14 protein-coding genes are annotated in these 15,144 nt (G+C 40.8%); 4 read left to right on the plus strand and 10 right to left on the minus strand.

The window, feature by feature from the left end; genetic code table 11:
* Positions 1-281 precede the first annotated feature (281 nt).
* Positions 282-2,726, plus strand: a complete 2,445-nt coding sequence (locus tag C7S20_RS07035) for a hybrid sensor histidine kinase/response regulator (RefSeq protein ID WP_227009117.1) — start codon at positions 282-284, stop codon at positions 2,724-2,726.
* Here C7S20_RS07035 and C7S20_RS07040 read toward each other — a convergent pair.
* From C7S20_RS07040 to C7S20_RS07085, 10 genes are all read right to left on the minus strand, one after another.
* Positions 2,716-4,074, minus strand: coding sequence for a sigma-54-dependent transcriptional regulator (locus C7S20_RS07040; RefSeq protein WP_107011822.1), 1,359 nt, complete (start codon positions 4,072-4,074; stop codon positions 2,716-2,718). The two genes, C7S20_RS07035 and C7S20_RS07040, sit on opposite strands and share 11 nt — an antisense overlap.
* A gap of 329 nt (positions 4,075-4,403) precedes the next feature.
* Positions 4,404-4,736: a hypothetical protein gene (locus C7S20_RS07045; protein ID WP_107011823.1), complete on the minus strand. Its 333-nt coding sequence runs from the start codon at positions 4,734-4,736 to the stop codon at positions 4,404-4,406.
* Between the two features lie 487 nt (positions 4,737-5,223).
* Positions 5,224-5,625 (minus strand): alternative ribosome rescue aminoacyl-tRNA hydrolase ArfB, encoded by a 402-nt coding sequence (gene arfB, locus C7S20_RS07050; protein WP_107011824.1) that lies wholly within the window; start codon positions 5,623-5,625, stop codon positions 5,224-5,226.
* 1 nt (position 5,626) lies between these two features.
* Positions 5,627-7,162 (minus strand): DUF4301 family protein, encoded by a 1,536-nt coding sequence (locus tag C7S20_RS07055; protein WP_107011825.1) that lies wholly within the window; start codon positions 7,160-7,162, stop codon positions 5,627-5,629.
* Positions 7,159-7,731 (minus strand): AAA family ATPase, encoded by a 573-nt coding sequence (locus C7S20_RS07060; protein WP_107011826.1) that lies wholly within the window; start codon positions 7,729-7,731, stop codon positions 7,159-7,161. Before C7S20_RS07060 ends, C7S20_RS07055 begins: the two co-directional genes overlap by 4 nt.
* Positions 7,692-8,324, minus strand: a complete 633-nt coding sequence (pnuC, locus tag C7S20_RS07065; RefSeq protein WP_193510797.1) for a nicotinamide riboside transporter PnuC — start codon at positions 8,322-8,324, stop codon at positions 7,692-7,694. The genes C7S20_RS07060 and pnuC overlap by 40 nt, the downstream gene beginning before the upstream one ends.
* The gene (locus tag C7S20_RS07070) at positions 8,308-8,568 is read right to left on the minus strand and encodes a YkoF family thiamine/hydroxymethylpyrimidine-binding protein (RefSeq protein ID WP_107011827.1); all 261 of its coding nucleotides are present in this window, start codon (positions 8,566-8,568) and stop codon (positions 8,308-8,310) included. Before C7S20_RS07070 ends, pnuC begins: the two co-directional genes overlap by 17 nt.
* A gap of 170 nt (positions 8,569-8,738) precedes the next feature.
* The gene (locus C7S20_RS07075) at positions 8,739-9,125 is read right to left on the minus strand and encodes a VOC family protein (RefSeq protein WP_107011828.1); all 387 of its coding nucleotides are present in this window, start codon (positions 9,123-9,125) and stop codon (positions 8,739-8,741) included.
* Positions 9,126-9,263: 138 nt separating this feature from the next.
* Positions 9,264-9,980 carry a phosphoglycerol geranylgeranyltransferase gene (locus tag C7S20_RS07080; RefSeq protein WP_107011829.1) on the minus strand — a complete coding sequence of 239 codons (717 nt, stop codon included), beginning with the start codon at positions 9,978-9,980 and terminating at the stop codon, positions 9,264-9,266.
* Entirely contained in the window at positions 9,977-10,624 is a 648-nt protein-coding gene (locus C7S20_RS07085; protein WP_107011830.1) for a 4'-phosphopantetheinyl transferase family protein, read from the minus strand. Before C7S20_RS07085 ends, C7S20_RS07080 begins: the two co-directional genes overlap by 4 nt.
* A 63-nt stretch (positions 10,625-10,687) precedes the next feature.
* Between C7S20_RS07085 and ahcY the strand changes: the two genes are divergently transcribed.
* From ahcY to C7S20_RS07100, 3 genes are all read left to right on the plus strand, one after another.
* The gene (gene ahcY / locus C7S20_RS07090; protein ID WP_107011831.1) at positions 10,688-12,004 is read left to right on the plus strand and encodes an adenosylhomocysteinase; all 1,317 of its coding nucleotides are present in this window, start codon (positions 10,688-10,690) and stop codon (positions 12,002-12,004) included.
* Positions 12,005-12,112: 108 nt separating this feature from the next.
* Positions 12,113-13,906 carry a DUF885 domain-containing protein gene (locus tag C7S20_RS07095; RefSeq protein WP_107011832.1) on the plus strand — a complete coding sequence of 598 codons (1,794 nt, stop codon included), beginning with the start codon at positions 12,113-12,115 and terminating at the stop codon, positions 13,904-13,906.
* 174 nt (positions 13,907-14,080) lie between these two features.
* A complete protein-coding gene (locus C7S20_RS07100) occupies positions 14,081-14,566 on the plus strand; it encodes a DUF4440 domain-containing protein (protein ID WP_159039890.1) in 486 nt (161 codons plus the stop codon).
* Positions 14,567-15,144 lie beyond the last annotated feature (578 nt).

Consider the following 15,144-nt stretch of genomic DNA (forward strand, 5'->3'; position numbering starts at 1 on the left):
TAATTACTTTTACGAATAAAAGGGGCGATTATTCTTATGATTAAAAAAATTTGAAAAAAAATCCTGAGATTGCCAGATCTTTTCTGGAAATTTCAGGAGTCATACGTTGCGCTTTGCGCGATTCCCTTGGCAGCATTACCCGCCCAGGTTCATTGGGTATGATCTCAGCCCCGCCAGCAGCGGTGCACCCCTTATGAGATTACTGCGCAAAAGTAAAAAGCTTTTTTAGAAATACAATAGAATTCTGTTCATTTAGCAGAATTGGCTTAATTTTAGCATTTATGGAGCAGATGGGAACCCATAGAAGATCTATTACCGTTAAAGTTATTGCCGGCTATCTTATCGTGGCCATTTTGGCCGCGGTGGCGGTTTGGTTCATTTACAGCCAGGTAAAGCAGTATTCTGAAATTGCCCAGTCGAATTCAGAAAATAACAAGCAGCTTATTCTGGTAAGTGAGATCACCACAGACCTGAACCAGTCAGAAAATATCAGTCGCCGTCTTATACAAACCGGGGAAGAGGAGGAGCTCGACCGTTACAAGAACCAGATCGATACGATCAAATCAAAACTTTTTAAACTAAAGGCCGAATATCAAAATCTGGCGCTGGAAAATGAAGTAGACAGCATCACTAAACTGCTGGACCAAAAAAGTGAAAACCTGCGGGAATTAGACAGTCTTCGCAGTTCCGAAAGAAACACCAATTACTATTCAAAAGCGCTCCGGGAATTGCAAAATATTGATGCTTCTTTTTCAGATTATAATTATAAAAACCGCTTCCGAAACTTAAAACCATACCAGCGTGATGTTCTTATTAAATTACTGGAGTATTCGAGAAAAGACAATGCCGAGCAGCTCACCAACCAGCGCCTGGATTCCATTGTAAAATCTGTTAAAAAAGTTTTAACCGAACTGGAGTATGCCAACCGGCAGTTTCAGAATGAGGTAAATCGAAAAGAAATTCAGCTGCTTAACAACGATATGATTCTTAATCAGCGGTTGCGCAACCTGCTTTCTGATCTGGAGATCAAGGAACGTCAGAATTCAATGGATAGGGCTGAGAATTTTCAGAATATTTTGCAGAAAACTGCCGATATCATTATCGGTGGCGGCCTTGTCATTGGCATAATAATCCTGTTTTTTATCGTCAATATTTTAAGGGATATTACTAAAAGTCAGCGTTACCGAGCCCAGCTTGAAGAGGCCAAACAATTTGCGGAATCCCTTCTTGTTAGCCGGGAACAATTTATGGCTGCGATCACGCATGATCTTCGAAGCCCGCTGACAACCGTGATGGGATATACCGATCTCATGCTGAAAACCGGTGTGAATGAAAGGCAGGCGCATTATATTCATCAAATCAAGAAATCTTCAGAATTTATCCTTCGGCTGGTAAATGATCTTCTGGATCTTTCTAAACTGGAAGCCGGGAAAATGCTGGTGGAAGAACTTCCTTTTAATCCGAAGAAACTTATTGAAGATACCATTGGAAATGTAATTCCTGCCGAAAAGAAAAAAGATGTAAAAATTGAAACCAGTCTTTCGGCCGAAACAGATGTGCAGGTGAAAAGCGATCCCTTTCGTATCAAGCAGATCCTTGCCAACCTTTTATCAAATGCTTGGAAGTTTACTGATGAGGGAAGCATAGTGGTGAGTAGCAGCCTGGAGAAGAAATCGGGGAACACCAAAATACTGCGAATTTCGGTAAAAGATTCCGGTATTGGGATTTCAGAAGAAAAGCTGGAAAGCATTTTCGAGGAATTTTCTCAGGAAAACAGCAGTATTGAAAAACGATTTGGCGGTTCCGGCCTTGGCCTGGCGATTACCAAACGCCTTACCGAATTGATGGAAGGTGAAATAAAAGTGGAAAGTCGGCAGGGAGAGGGAAGTACCTTTAGTATTTTCATTCCCGTTAAAATTTCGGAAAAAAGGGAAGAAGAAAACAAGCCCAAGCCTTCTGGAAGAAAAGAAATTCAGGTTCAGGGAACTTTGGGAAAAAAGGCTCTGGTGGTCGATGATGAACCGGGACAACTATCGCTGTCTTCCGAAATTTGTAAAGGAATGGGCTTAAAAACAGATACTGCCGTGAACGGTAAACTGGCCTGGGGAAAACTTCAAAAAAATCAATACGATATTGTGTTGACCGATATACAAATGCCGGTCATGGATGGCTTTAACCTCATCGAAAAAATTCGGCAGGACGAAAAATTAAATCATTTAAAAGTGATCGCCCTTTCCGGACGTAAGGAAGTAAAAGCTGAGACCTATACCAGTGCCGGATTTGACAGGAGCCTTCACAAACCTTATCAGCCTGAAGATCTGAAAAAGGTGGTGGCAGAACTGCTTCGGTTGGAGGTTAAGGAAATTTCAGAAAAACCACAAAGCCGAAAAGTCCAAAAAGCTGACGCCAATTATGATCTCAGCGAAATCTTTGAGTTTTCAGGAAAGGATAAATCTGCCATGCAAACCATAATCCAGGCCTTCCTTGAAGGTGCAGGAAAGGGTATAGACGAACTGAAAGAAGCTCAGAAATCTGGAGATAAGGAGCAATTGGGAAAAATAGCGCATCGGATGCTACCCATGTTGAGACAGATGAGCGCCATACATATTACCCCTACTTTACAGAAACTTGAGAGCCATGAAGAAGTGGGAAAAAGTGAATTTGAAAGTATGGAAGAAAGCCTGCGATCACTTATGAAAGACCTCGAAGCAGAAATTACAGTTTGATGCCGTATTGTTTCAGTTTATTATAAAGGGTTTTCCTGTCGATAGAAAGCATTCTTGCCGCCTTACTTTTATTGCCGCCGGTTTTTTCAAGCGCATCTAAAATTAGCTGTTCTTCATTTTTATTTTTGAAGAGTCCGTAATCATTTTCAGAAGTACGGCTGGAAGAGGCAATTTCATGTGGCAACACCTTAAGCGGAATAAGATCGTCTTTAGTGAGAAGCACCGCCCTTTTGACCATATTCTTCAACTCCCTTAAATTTCCTGGCCAGTTATAATTTCTGAAAGCATGAATGGCTTCATCGGTAAAACCCAAAACATTTTTCTCCAGATCTTCATTGGCCTCTTCAAGAAAGTGGTTAGCAAAGAGCATAAGATCTTCCCTGCGCTCCCTTAACGCCGGAACTTTTATTGAAAACTCGTTCAGCCGGTGGTACAAATCTTCCCTGAATTCTCCTTCTTTAACAGCTTTTGACAGATCTTCATTAGTAGCAGTTACCACGCGGATATCTACTTCAATTTCGGTGTTACTGCCCACGGGTTTTACCCTTCTTTCCTGAAGCGCTCGCAGCAACTGCACCTGTAGCTCATAGGAGAGATTTCCAATTTCATCAAGAAAAAGCGTTCCCCCATTGGCAGCTTCAAAATGCCCGGTTTTATCGTTAATTGCTCCCGTAAAGGAACCTTTAATATGCCCAAAAAACTCGCTCGAAGCGATCTCTTTGGGAATTGCCCCGCAGTCTACAGCTATGAACGGCGCATTATGCCTTTTACTTTGAAGATGGATGCTTTTGGCGATCTGCTCTTTACCGGTTCCGCTCTCGCCAGTGATCAAAACCGACATATTGGTAGGGGCAACCAGCTCAACGTAATCGTTCAGGCGCCGCGAAGGTTCACTCACACCCTGTATGAGGTCCAGGTTTTCTACGGAAGAACTACTGCTTTTTTTAACGGGTTTTTTAGTTTTTTCAGTCTTTTCCGGTTTTACCTGAGTGGTAGAAAGAGCATTTTTAATAGTTTGAAGTATGGATTCAGGCCTGAAAGGTTTTGAAACATAATCAAAAGCTCCTTCTTTCATAGCTTTTACGGCCATACTTATTTCGGCATAACTGGTCATGATGATCACTGCCGTGGATGCATCTTTTTCTTTAACTTTTTTAAGAATTTCGAGTCCGTCGTAATCGGGCAGGCGTACATCGGTAAGAACCAGGTCAAAATTAGTAGAGGAAATGCTTTTAAAGGCCTCTTCAGCCGAATACACGAGATTTACCTTATAATCTCTTTTTTCCAGGAATGTTTTTAACATGGTGCCAAAGGCGACATCGTCTTCTACAACCAGTACTTTAGACATATTTCAAATTTAATCTTAACAAAGGTAACAATCTTTAAAGCATTTGGTTTTAAAAGAAAACATAAAAAAAAGAGAGGCAAAACACCTCTCTTCTTTTTTCTGACAAATTATTTTATTGAATCTGTCTTAAATTCCATTTGGCAGATTTCCCAAATCGGCTCTTGATGTAGTCATGAGTAAAGCGACCGCTCTTAGTGTTAGTTAGTTGTTGGTCTTCAGTTGAATCTGAAATGGGTCGCTTTATTCATGTTCGCTGGGGTAAATTAAATTTTCCTCCATCATTAATCTGCCGTCCCCGAGTTGGTCTCTCTTTTTAAAGGGACTAAAAATTACTTCTGGCTGTCATCATCATCTTCCAGCCATTTCCCATCCTGGTCAATATAAACCTCCTGGGTCTCACCATTCACATTTAGGCTAAGCTTATAGATTTTTTCTTCATCTTTGGTTTTTACCCAGGCCTTTTCGGTAACTGCATCTTTATAATCAGTACCAATGGCATCTTTTACTGCCTGCGGAAGATTCTCAACATCTACTTCAGTGTATTCATCCTGGCTTGTTTGTACTGTTACCTCGGTTTCTGTTTCGGTTTCCTGGGCTTTCATGTTTTGACTTCCAAAAAACACGGCTCCTACAGTCATTGCGGTCAATAAAATCTTTTTCATCTTTTTTTAGTTTAAAGTTTTTAAGTCTTGACAGGTATAGAGTAAAAATTATACCATTTCGAATAGTTTTTTTTAAACACCTTGTAGGTGAGGGGTTTACAAGACCATGCCTATGGTTGTGTTAAAAATTTTATGTAGAAAACTGAAATTGTTTCAACAATAGTTGTAGAATTTTTTACTCACTTTCCAGGCTTTTTAAATTCCACGGAATATGGTAAAATAGAAAAGGCTCCGAGTGGAGCCTTTTCAATCCGAAAATCTAAATTATAAAACAGAATAAAAGCCGGTCAGCAATTTATTCCATTCCCAATACTAACCTATAATCACTAATGTAAAAATCATACCGCGAGAAATATTACGGGCTTTTTATGTATTAGTTGCTGATATACAGAATGTTGCTTTAGTCGAAGCAAAATATTGGAATTTTTAAAAAGCGGGTAATTTGTGTGGAATCCCCACGCAACCTGAGGAATTTGTACCCGAATTCTTACTTCAAAGGATCTTTCCTGTTTGCCTTTATCTCGGCTTTTTTCTTTTTTTCTTTCAATCTTTTAATTTTTGAAGCTCTGGTGGGTTTCGTCTTTTTCCTCTTTTTAGGTTTTTTCAGCGCTCCTTTTATTTCGTTGAGAAAATTCTGAATCACGATCTCCTTATTGGAGTGCTGACTCCGGCTTTCTTCGCTGGCCATTTTCAAAATACCCTCACTATTAATGCGATTCGCCAATTTCCTCGAAATTCGGCTTTTTTCATCTTCATTTAAAGCTTCAGAATTCTGAAGATCAAAGCTCAGTTCCACCCTGGTGGCTGTTTTATTAGCGTGCTGCCCTCCCGGGCCAGAGCTTCTTACAGCTTTGAAATCAAGTTCTCTGACGATCTTTTCTTCGTCCATATCAGCCTGGCTGGTGAGAATCTTTTAAAAGATCGGCTACTGATTTAACCGGATTGAAGGTTTCCACGGGTACTTCCACGAAAACGGTATTCCATTTTGCCATTCCGCCGTTCCAGAGGCCGGGACGCTCCAGTGCTTTCAGCGGTTTCCCGTCTTTAGTCTTATCGGCGATAAAACTCATGTCTTCATCAACATATTGATGAAGGTCGAATTCTTTCCCCTGGTGGTCCCGTAGCCCGCACACAATATCTACCGGACTAAAATGCGTAGCTTCTTTGGCCGTTTTTACCTGTTCGGGATTGTCTTCGTCAATCTGCGCTCCTTCAATTATTTGAAGAGAAATATCGCCATCAGCGTCTTTTACCAGGAATGGGCCGCCCCCGGGTTCGCCTTCATTTTTAACCATTCCGCAAACACGAAGTGGACGGTGAAGGATTTCTTTTATTCTAGAAGCTGAAAAATTGCCGGATTCCGATTTGATAAAAAGTTCCTTTTCTAAAAAGCTGATGATCTCGGAAAGTTTATTTTCTGAAACCTCTTCGCTGTCGAGCATATTTAAATATTCAAAGATGGCCTCCTGTATCCTGAACAATTTCCCACCGAGCATTTTTTTGAAATCGGATACAAAATCAACATGTTCTTCGGTGACCACATTATCGATATTTTTTAAGAATACAATTTCTTCCTGAAGATTGTTCAGGTTATCGATCAATGCGCCATGACCGCCGGGACGAAAGAATAGTTCATCTTCAGTGGTGCGAAAAGGTTCAAAATCATCGTCTACTGCAATGGTATCGGTTTTAGGATCCTGATAGGAATATTGTATATCAAATTTTACACCCGTTTTCCTTTCGATTCGCTCCTGTATCTGTCTCCATTCCCGCTGGAATTTTTCCTTATCGCCTTCGGCCACCGTAAAATGAAGTTTCGCGATCCCATTTACCGTTATATATTTAGCGGCTTCAAAAAGATGTTCTTCAAAGGCGGTGGCAATATGAGTATCATATTTGTGGAAAGGCACGAGGCCTTTGGGGAGGTTGCTGAGGTAAAGCCCCTCGGGTTCCAAAACGATTTCCACGAAGATCTTGTCTTTTTCAGCATCTGATTTTTTGTCGAAATCAGGATAATTTTTTTTCGCCTTTTCTATCGCATGATCGTAAAACGGCAGCTGTTCCATTTTGGTGAAAAAACGCTGGAGATCCTGGTCTCCTTTTTCATCAAGATATTCCTTAAGACTTTGTTTTTTTGGGTCAAATTCGTCATTGAAATTATGAAGGGCCTTGAACATTCTTGTAGCCGCACCTGATGCCGGAACGAATTTGAGAATGCTGTGCTTCTCTTTTTCAGAATCGTAAAAGGAGATTAGCTCTTTTTTCTCTTTTTCATCAATTTTGCTGATTCCCTTCCCAACGGTGGCAGCCTCTGTGATATTCACTTTAATATTGCCTCTTTTGAAAATCCTGATCTGCTCTTCGACTTCAGAAGTGCTTAATCCTTTTTCTTCTATTTGCTGAATATCCTTTTCACTGAAATTCACGATATTTTACTTTTTAAGAGTTGGTTGATTTTTACTACTGCTTTTTGCAGCCGTTCCTCCCGGTTTCCTTTTAAGATCATGTAAGGGAAATTTTGCCGTTTCAGCTCATTTTCAAAACGTTGAAACATGCCTTCACGGTCGTGTGGCTTGTCCCTAAGATCGTCAGGAGTCCAGGGCACATCAATATACGTCAAAAAGTAGAAATCGTAGTGGTTGTTTAACGCAGGTTTAAGAAGTTGGGGGTCGCAGTATCCCTGATAATAGGCTTCGGAATATACTTTTAATTCCAACAGGTTCGTATCACTGATGAGTAGCTTTTCAGCTTCTTCGGAAAATTGGTTTTCCAGCTGCATCTGGCCTTTTGCAATTGGAAGAATATCGCGAGGTTCGCAGATGCGTTTTTCATTATCCCATACTTTCTGAAGATAATCACGCATGAACTCAGGCACCACCGGTTCACCGAAGTATCTGCCCAGATCTTCTGAAAGAGTGGTCTTTCCGGTAGATTCCGGTCCAAAAAGTACAATTTTCAGGCAGTTACATGGCCTTTGTCTAAGCTTTTCTTCCATACAATATAACCCTGGATAGCCAGAATGGTGAAAATAACGTACTGCAGGGCGAGCATTCCCAGCCCTCTGTAGGCGTAGAGCGGCACGGTAATAAGATCGGCAAAGATCCACAGCGTCCAGTTTTCCAGTTTTTTAATCGCCATATACCACATGGCGGTAAAGAACACGCCTGAGGTAAAAATATCTATATAATTTGCGGTTTCTATCTCATAGCCAAAAGCCCGATAAACTCCGTAGGTGACCAGCATGGTTAATAGGAATAAACCAAAACCGATGACTTTCTCACGGGTATTGGTGCGTGTTATGGGCACCACATATTCGCCACCTTTTTTACGGGACCAGTTCCACCAGCCGTAAATGCTCATAACCGAGTAATAAAAATTCATCATCATGTCACCGTAATAACCGGCTTTGTATAGCAGATAAACGGTTAGCACGGTCGCAATGAGGCCTGTGGGATAGACCAGGATATTTTCCTTTTTTGAATAATAAACGCTCAGGATCCCAAAAACGAAAACTATTATTTCAAGGATTATCGAGGTGAGCGAGGCATTTTTATAGGGATCAAGGAAAAAATCAAAAATCTGCTGCATAGTCGCTTCGGTCAGATTTTACGATCTTAACATAAATGAGTCCGCGCTCGATCGCTTCAAAAGCATTTTTTATTTCTTTGTTTAAAAGGCTCATCACTTCATCGTAATCGCCGTAAACCTGTGTGCTTAAAGGATTTTCCTTTACGGTAAGACCCGATTCCCTCATCTTTTTGATGAAATTGATGATCGCCGGTTCAAAATCGTCCTGAATTGGAGTAAGGGTTAATTCTACTGAAATTTTCATCGGAAATATTTTTGCCCTTCAAAGGTAGCCATATTCTTAGGGAGTCTTAAATTATAATTTTTAAATTTTTCCGAAGAGATCCTGAAAAATTAAGACAACCAATTTGTGAAAATCACAATTGTTAGAGGAGAAGGCTTCGGGTGGTTATTGAAGTTTGGGAAAAATAGAATTTATTCCATTGAATGGATACCAATCATATTGCCTTCGGTATCTTTAACAAGGCTGATAAAACCATACTGGCCAATAGACATTTTGGGCCTGAAAACCTCGCCGCCGGCATTTTCCACGCGGGCTTCCTCTACGCTGCAATCTTTACTGTGGAAATAAACAATGGTGCTGTTTGCGCCTGCAGAAGTGTCTTTATGGTAAACAAGAGCTCCTGCCGCCATATTTTTGGTTTCGGGATCGCTGGGAAAAGCCAGCATCTGGAAGGACTCATCAGCAGGATTTCCTAATTCTGAAAATTCATAATTGAAGACAGTTTCATAAAATTTTCGTGCTCTCTTAATATCATTTACATAGATTTCAAACCAGACGACAGGATTTTTAGGTTTCATAACATATTGATTAATAGTTAACCATTAAAATTACCACAGAATTTTCGAAGTTTTTATCGCCCGTGCAATTTTTTGAATCGGAAGAAGAATTTATTTTTTTACAGGTCTTCGTGAAGGAATTTTGAAGGTAGGAGAATTTCACTCCTCAAAACTGCCGTTTTCAAAGGCAGTTCCAATCACTACCAGGTCGGCTCCCGCATCATACGCATTTTTCAGCTGTTCCGCAGATCTAATTCCGCCGCCCACGATCAAAGGAATGGAAATTTCCTTTCGAACCGCTTTAATTATTTCCGCAGATACAGGATTTTTTGCACCGCTTCCGGCTTCAAGATAAATAAGCTTATTTCCGGAATATTGTCCGGCAAGAGCTGTATTAACAATGCTTTCAATGTCGTTTTGCGGTAAAGGTTTGGTATTGCTTACCCGGTGCACTGCGCATTCCCTTCCGCCGTCAATAAGAATATAACCCGTAGGAATGATTTCAAGATTTGTGTTTTTGATCCTGTTTACCGAGCGTACCTGCTGTTCGATGAGATATTCAGGGTTTCTTCCTGAAATCAGGATTAAAAAAAGAAGGGCATCGGCGTGTGGGGAAATCTGATTCTGGTCACCCGGAAAAAGAATGATGGGTAACCCGCTGATATTTTTCAGGAATTTCACAACTTCGCAGGTGCGGCCGCTTTTTACGGTACTGCCGCCCACCAGCAAAAAAGAAGTTTCTTTTGGTAAATTCTGAAAAAAATCGGAAGCTTCACTTTCAACAAACTTTTCGGGATCGATAAGTACCGCCAGCATTTTTCTGTTACCGGCTGCTGCCTGCTTGATTTCGGAATAACACTGCTGAAGTTGTATCACTTTGATCTTTCTTTTTTTAGTGGTCGCGCATAAACACAGGTGAAATTTTCAAATTCCAGGAAATCGATGTCGTACCAGGATTGCTTTCCGTTAAAGGTCACCTTGGCCGTGGTCTTTGTATCTTCAAAATCGAAATCGGTCACATTGATGTGCTGCAGGAAACCAAGGCCCGGCTCGGCCATCAGTTTGTACACTGCTTCTTTCGCTCCCCAGACGATCGTGAGTTTACGGACCAGGGCATCCTCATTGGCCAGCGTATGGTATTCATCGAGAGGCGTAAACTTATTGGCGATTTTCAGAATTTTATCGCGCTGTTTTTCAATATCTATCCCCACATGATCGTCGCCGATAATGATCGCGGTGAAATTGAACGAATGGGTGATCGAAATGTATTTCTCGTCCTTTAAATGCGGTTTCCCCAGTTCGTCATAATAAAGATCGGAATCGGTATAACCGGCTTCGGCCATCAAATGCCGAATGCTCATGAATCCGCGGCGGTGAATTTCCGATTTCATGCCTGAAACTCTTTTCTGGCAATGCTTGGTTAGATCAACACCTTCCGCCAGCCATTCAAACGATTCTTCTACCTTCCATATGAAGACTTTAGTGTGTTGGTCAACTGTTATAGTTTTGAAAAGAGGCATAAATTTTATAGGCTTTTCCTTATTTTTGCAGACACAAAATTGCTAATATTCAAATATAATAATATGTCGACTAAAACAGTACCGTATACTGCCTATAAAGTAAAAGATATTGAGCTTGCCGAATATGGACGCCGTGAAATTGAGCTTGCAGAAGCTGAAATGCCCGGATTGATGGCTCTTCGCGAAGAATACGGAAAACAAAAGCCTCTAAAAGGAGCGCGTATTGCCGGTTGTTTACATATGACCATTCAAACGGCGGTTCTTATTGAAACGCTGGTAGAGCTTGGTGCTGAGGTCACCTGGAGTTCCTGTAATATTTTCTCTACTCAAGACCATGCCGCAGCCGCTATCGCCGCTGCCGGTATCCCTGTCTATGCCTGGAAAGGAATGACCGAAGAAGAATTTAACTGGTGTATTGAGCAGACTCTTTTCTTTGGAGAAGAACGCAAGCCGTTGAATATGATCCTTGACGATGGGGGGGATCTTACCAATATGGTTTTGGATAATTATCCGGAACTTGCTGAAGGAATCAAAGGACTTTCTGAAGAAACTACCACCGGGGTTCACAGGTTATATGAGCGCATGAAAAAGGGAACGCTTCCTATGCCGGCCATTAACGTGAATGATTCGGTTACAAAATCAAAATTTGACAATAAATATGGTTGTCGTGAGAGCGCTGTGGATGCGATTCGTCGTGCTACCGATGTAATGCTCGCCGGAAAACGTGTGGTTGTTTGTGGTTATGGTGATGTTGGAAAAGGAACGGCCCAATCTTTCAAAGGTGCAGGTTCTATTGTTACTATCACCGAAATTGACCCAATTTGTGCCTTGCAGGCCGCTATGGACGGATTTGAGGTGAAAAGATTGGAAACCGTGCTTCCAAAAGCCGATATTGTGATCACTACCACCGGAAATAAAGATATTGTTCGGGCAGAGCATTTCGAAGCTATGAAAGATAAGACCATTGTTGCCAATATTGGTCATTTTGACAATGAGATCGCGGTGGCATGGTTAAATAAGAATTTTGGTGATACTAAAGTGGAGATCAAACCACAGGTAGACAAATATACCATCAACGGAAAAGATATCATTCTTCTTGCCGAAGGTCGCCTTGTAAACCTTGGTTGCGCGACAGGGCATCCAAGTTTTGTAATGAGCAACTCTTTCACAAACCAGACGTTGGCGCAAATTGAACTTTGGAATAATACCGATAAGTATAAGAATGAAGTTTATATGCTGCCTAAACATCTGGATGAAAAAGTGGCTAAACTTCACCTGGAAAGAATTGGAGTGGAGCTTACCGAGCTTCGACCCGACCAGGCCGAATATATTGGAGTGGAAGTAAAAGGACCTTTCAAACCAGAATATTACAGGTATTAAATCTTTAGGATATAATTTCGAAGGCCCCCGCCGCAGGCGGGGGCTTTTCCTTTTTATGAGCAAAATGAAAATAGTTATCTTACGACCGCTTTTTTAAAAATATTCAATATGATCAAAAAAATTTTAGTTCCGTTGTTTCTGGTGTTCATTCTTGCCGGATGTAAAAATAACGAGGCAAACAGCGAAACAGCTCAAAATGAGAATGTCAGCGCGAAACTAGATACCATCTTACATAATTATTATGAAGACGGCCTAAAGCTGAATCCTATTAGTGCAACCACTGCCGGGGATATGCGCTACAATGACAAATTTCCTAATTTCCTTTCTGAAGATTACAGGGATAGTCTAAGAAATTATTACAAGTATTATCAGCAAAGGGTTCATGATTTAGATACTTCAGCGCTATCAGAATCTGAAAAAATGAGCGTGGCTATTCTAAACTGGGAGTGCAACATGAATCTGGAAACACTTCAGTTTAAAAAAGATAAGTATATGCCCATAGACCAAATGTGGTCCGTCAATCTTTTTATGGGACAACTGGCCAGCGGTGTTGGTGCGCAGCCGTTTAAAACGGTTGAAGATTATGAAGACTGGCTTAGAAGAGTGGATGGTTTCCTGATTTGGATGAAATCGGCTAAAGATAATATGAAAGAAGGGATGGAGCAGGGTTATGTGTTGCCGGCTTCGTTGATCAGAAAAGTGATTCCTCAGATGCAGGCCATGGCCAAAGAAGATGTTGAAAATCATTTGTTCTATGGTCCGTTAAAGCATTTTCCGGATAGTTTTTCTGAAGAAGAAAAAGAAAGGATCACCGAAGAATACAGAAAGATGATCACTGAAAAAGTGATTCCCGCCTATAAGGAGATGCATGCGTTCATGAAGAACGAATATTTGCCGAAGGGAAGAGAAAGCAGTGGAATTGCCGATATCCCAAATGGGGAAGAATACTACAAACACCAGATAAAGCTTTACACTACTACTGATATGACTGCCGATGAGATCCATCAGCTGGGTCTGAGCGAGGTGGAGCGCATTTCGAAAGAAATGGAAAAAGTCAAGGAGCAGGTTGGTTATAAAGGTGATCTAAAATCATTTTTCGATTATGTGCGCAACAATAAAGATTTGATGCCTTACAGCAAACCGGAAGAGGTGATCGCGCATTTTCAGGATATCTATGATCGCGTAAAGCCGAATCTTGATAAACTTTTCAGCCTAAAACCCAAAACTCCTTTCGAAATTAGAAGAACCGAAGCTTTCAGGGAAGAATCGGCAAGTGCAGAATACAATCCGGGATCGGTGGACGGCAGCCGTCCGGGAATTTTCTATGTTCCGGTTCCCGATGCGAGTGCTTATAATATTTATAGTGATGAATCTCTTTTTCTACATGAAGCGATTCCAGGACATCATTACCAAATCTCGCTTACCCAGGAAAATGAGGATTTACCTGATTTCAGAAAAACCCTCTGGTATAGCGGCTATGGTGAAGGCTGGGCGCTTTATTCTGAATCTTTAGGAAAAGAACTCGGTTTGTATACCGATCCGTATCAATATTTTGGAATGCTCAGTGCCGAAATGCACCGGGCGATACGATTGGTAGTCGATACCGGCTTACACAGTAAAGGCTGGTCCAGGGAAAAAGCGATTCAATATTCGCTGGATCACGAGGCCGATTCTAAAGCCAGCGTTACTGCAGAAATCGAGCGCTATATGGCCAATCCCGGTCAGGCGCTTTCCTATAAGATAGGCCAGATGAAGATCATGGAGCTTAGAGATAAAGCTAAGAAAGAACTTGGGGATAAATTTGATATACGTGAATATCATAAGCAGGTATTGGAGACGGGCTGTATCCCGCTTCAATTGCTGGAGAATAAGATCGATCGCTGGATTAGCGAAAACAAGTAATTAGGTAAATTTTACTGAAATAGAATGCCCCAAATTGAGACGATATTTGGGGCATATTTATTTTAAATTAGAACCAGCACCACAGGCCAAAAAAAACATCCTAAAATTTTAACAAAAAAGACCTTAGTTTTCTATTTCTCAGTAAATTAGATGGTAATTTTAAAAAACCAACCTATGAAAGTATTTAAATTATTTCCATTATTTGTCCTTTTAATTTTTGCCAGCTGTGATAATCAAAACCGTGAAAATGAAAACATGGAAGAAGAAACCAGCTTTACCAATCCGGAGGAGATGAATCGAAACTGGGTCAATGCCTGGAACAGCAATCAGCCAGACAGTCTTGAGGCCATGACTGCCGATGATGCCGTTTTATTGCTGGAAGGGGGAAAGATGTATGACAGGGATAGTATTTCTTCCTGGTATGAAAAAGGTGCATCAATGATGAAAGACCTGAAAACAAATGCTGAAATAAAGAATTCTGACGATCATTTTGCTTACGAAGCCGGTACCTATTCCCACAATTATAAAAACGACAGTACAGACACTAAATATGAAGGTACTTACGTGGTAATTTGGGAAAGGGATAGCCTTGACTGGAAGGTAAAAGTGATGAGTATAACCGACAAAGCTCCTGACAGCACTGCTGCCAATATGGAATAAAATCAGGTGAAATAATCCAGACCTATCTGCGGATAGAACTGCTGAAGAGTCCTTTTTGGAAACGAAAAGGACTTTTTAGTTGAGAGAAATTCTAATTAAGGGACGAGTGAAAATTACGCATCATTTTATAGATACATCTAAAAATGATCTTTTTCGACCTCCTGGGTTTGTTGTCCTTATCAAATTTAAATTTGATAAAGTGGCTTTCGGGATTATCTGTGGAAATTTGAAAATTAGTGCCGTCTATGATGAATCGCGCCTTTTCCGAAAAGATAAAGTCGGCAGCATATTTTTTGACAAGTCGTCCTTTACCTGAGCCTTTCATAGTTTTTGGTTGTTAGTTGTTGACACTCTTAAGATAATAAAAAATAAAATACCATGGAAGATTGCTTCCAAAAAAGGCTTCCGAATACGCAGGGTTTCAACTTAACGTGGCCTGGAACTCTTCAAAAAGATGAGGATCAGAAAATTTTATGATCTCTGGGACCTCCTTATTTTACCCACGTTAAGAGCTAAAATGACAGTCACAGAATTCTTCATCCCTTATGTTCTCTTAAAAGGCTTGAATAGACTCCTTC

It is taken from the genome of Christiangramia fulva, from assembly GCF_003024155.1.
In the GTDB taxonomy this organism is placed as follows: Bacteria; Bacteroidota; Bacteroidia; order Flavobacteriales; family Flavobacteriaceae; genus Christiangramia; species Christiangramia fulva.

Coding starts and splice junctions, on each gene's coding strand:
- C7S20_RS07040 (WP_107011822.1), bottom strand. CDS start 4,074: ATGTCTAAAGTACTGGTTGTAGAAGACGATGTCGCCTTTGGCACCATG.
- C7S20_RS07060 (WP_107011826.1), bottom strand. CDS start 7,731: ATGGAAGAAAAGCTTAGACAAAGGCCATGTAACTGCCTGAAAATTGTA.
- C7S20_RS07070 (WP_107011827.1), bottom strand. CDS start 8,568: ATGAAAATTTCAGTAGAATTAACCCTTACTCCAATTCAGGACGATTTT.
- C7S20_RS07100 (WP_159039890.1), top strand. CDS start 14,081: ATGAAAGTATTTAAATTATTTCCATTATTTGTCCTTTTAATTTTTGCC.
- pnuC (WP_193510797.1), bottom strand. CDS start 8,324: ATGCAGCAGATTTTTGATTTTTTCCTTGATCCCTATAAAAATGCCTCG.
- C7S20_RS07095 (WP_107011832.1), top strand. CDS start 12,113: ATGATCAAAAAAATTTTAGTTCCGTTGTTTCTGGTGTTCATTCTTGCC.
- arfB (WP_107011824.1), bottom strand. CDS start 5,625: ATGGACGAAGAAAAGATCGTCAGAGAACTTGATTTCAAAGCTGTAAGA.
- C7S20_RS07085 (WP_107011830.1), bottom strand. CDS start 10,624: ATGCCTCTTTTCAAAACTATAACAGTTGACCAACACACTAAAGTCTTC.
- C7S20_RS07045 (WP_107011823.1), bottom strand. CDS start 4,736: ATGAAAAAGATTTTATTGACCGCAATGACTGTAGGAGCCGTGTTTTTT.
- C7S20_RS07035 (WP_227009117.1), top strand. CDS start 282: ATGGAGCAGATGGGAACCCATAGAAGATCTATTACCGTTAAAGTTATT.
- C7S20_RS07075 (WP_107011828.1), bottom strand. CDS start 9,125: ATGAAACCTAAAAATCCTGTCGTCTGGTTTGAAATCTATGTAAATGAT.
- ahcY (WP_107011831.1), top strand. CDS start 10,688: ATGTCGACTAAAACAGTACCGTATACTGCCTATAAAGTAAAAGATATT.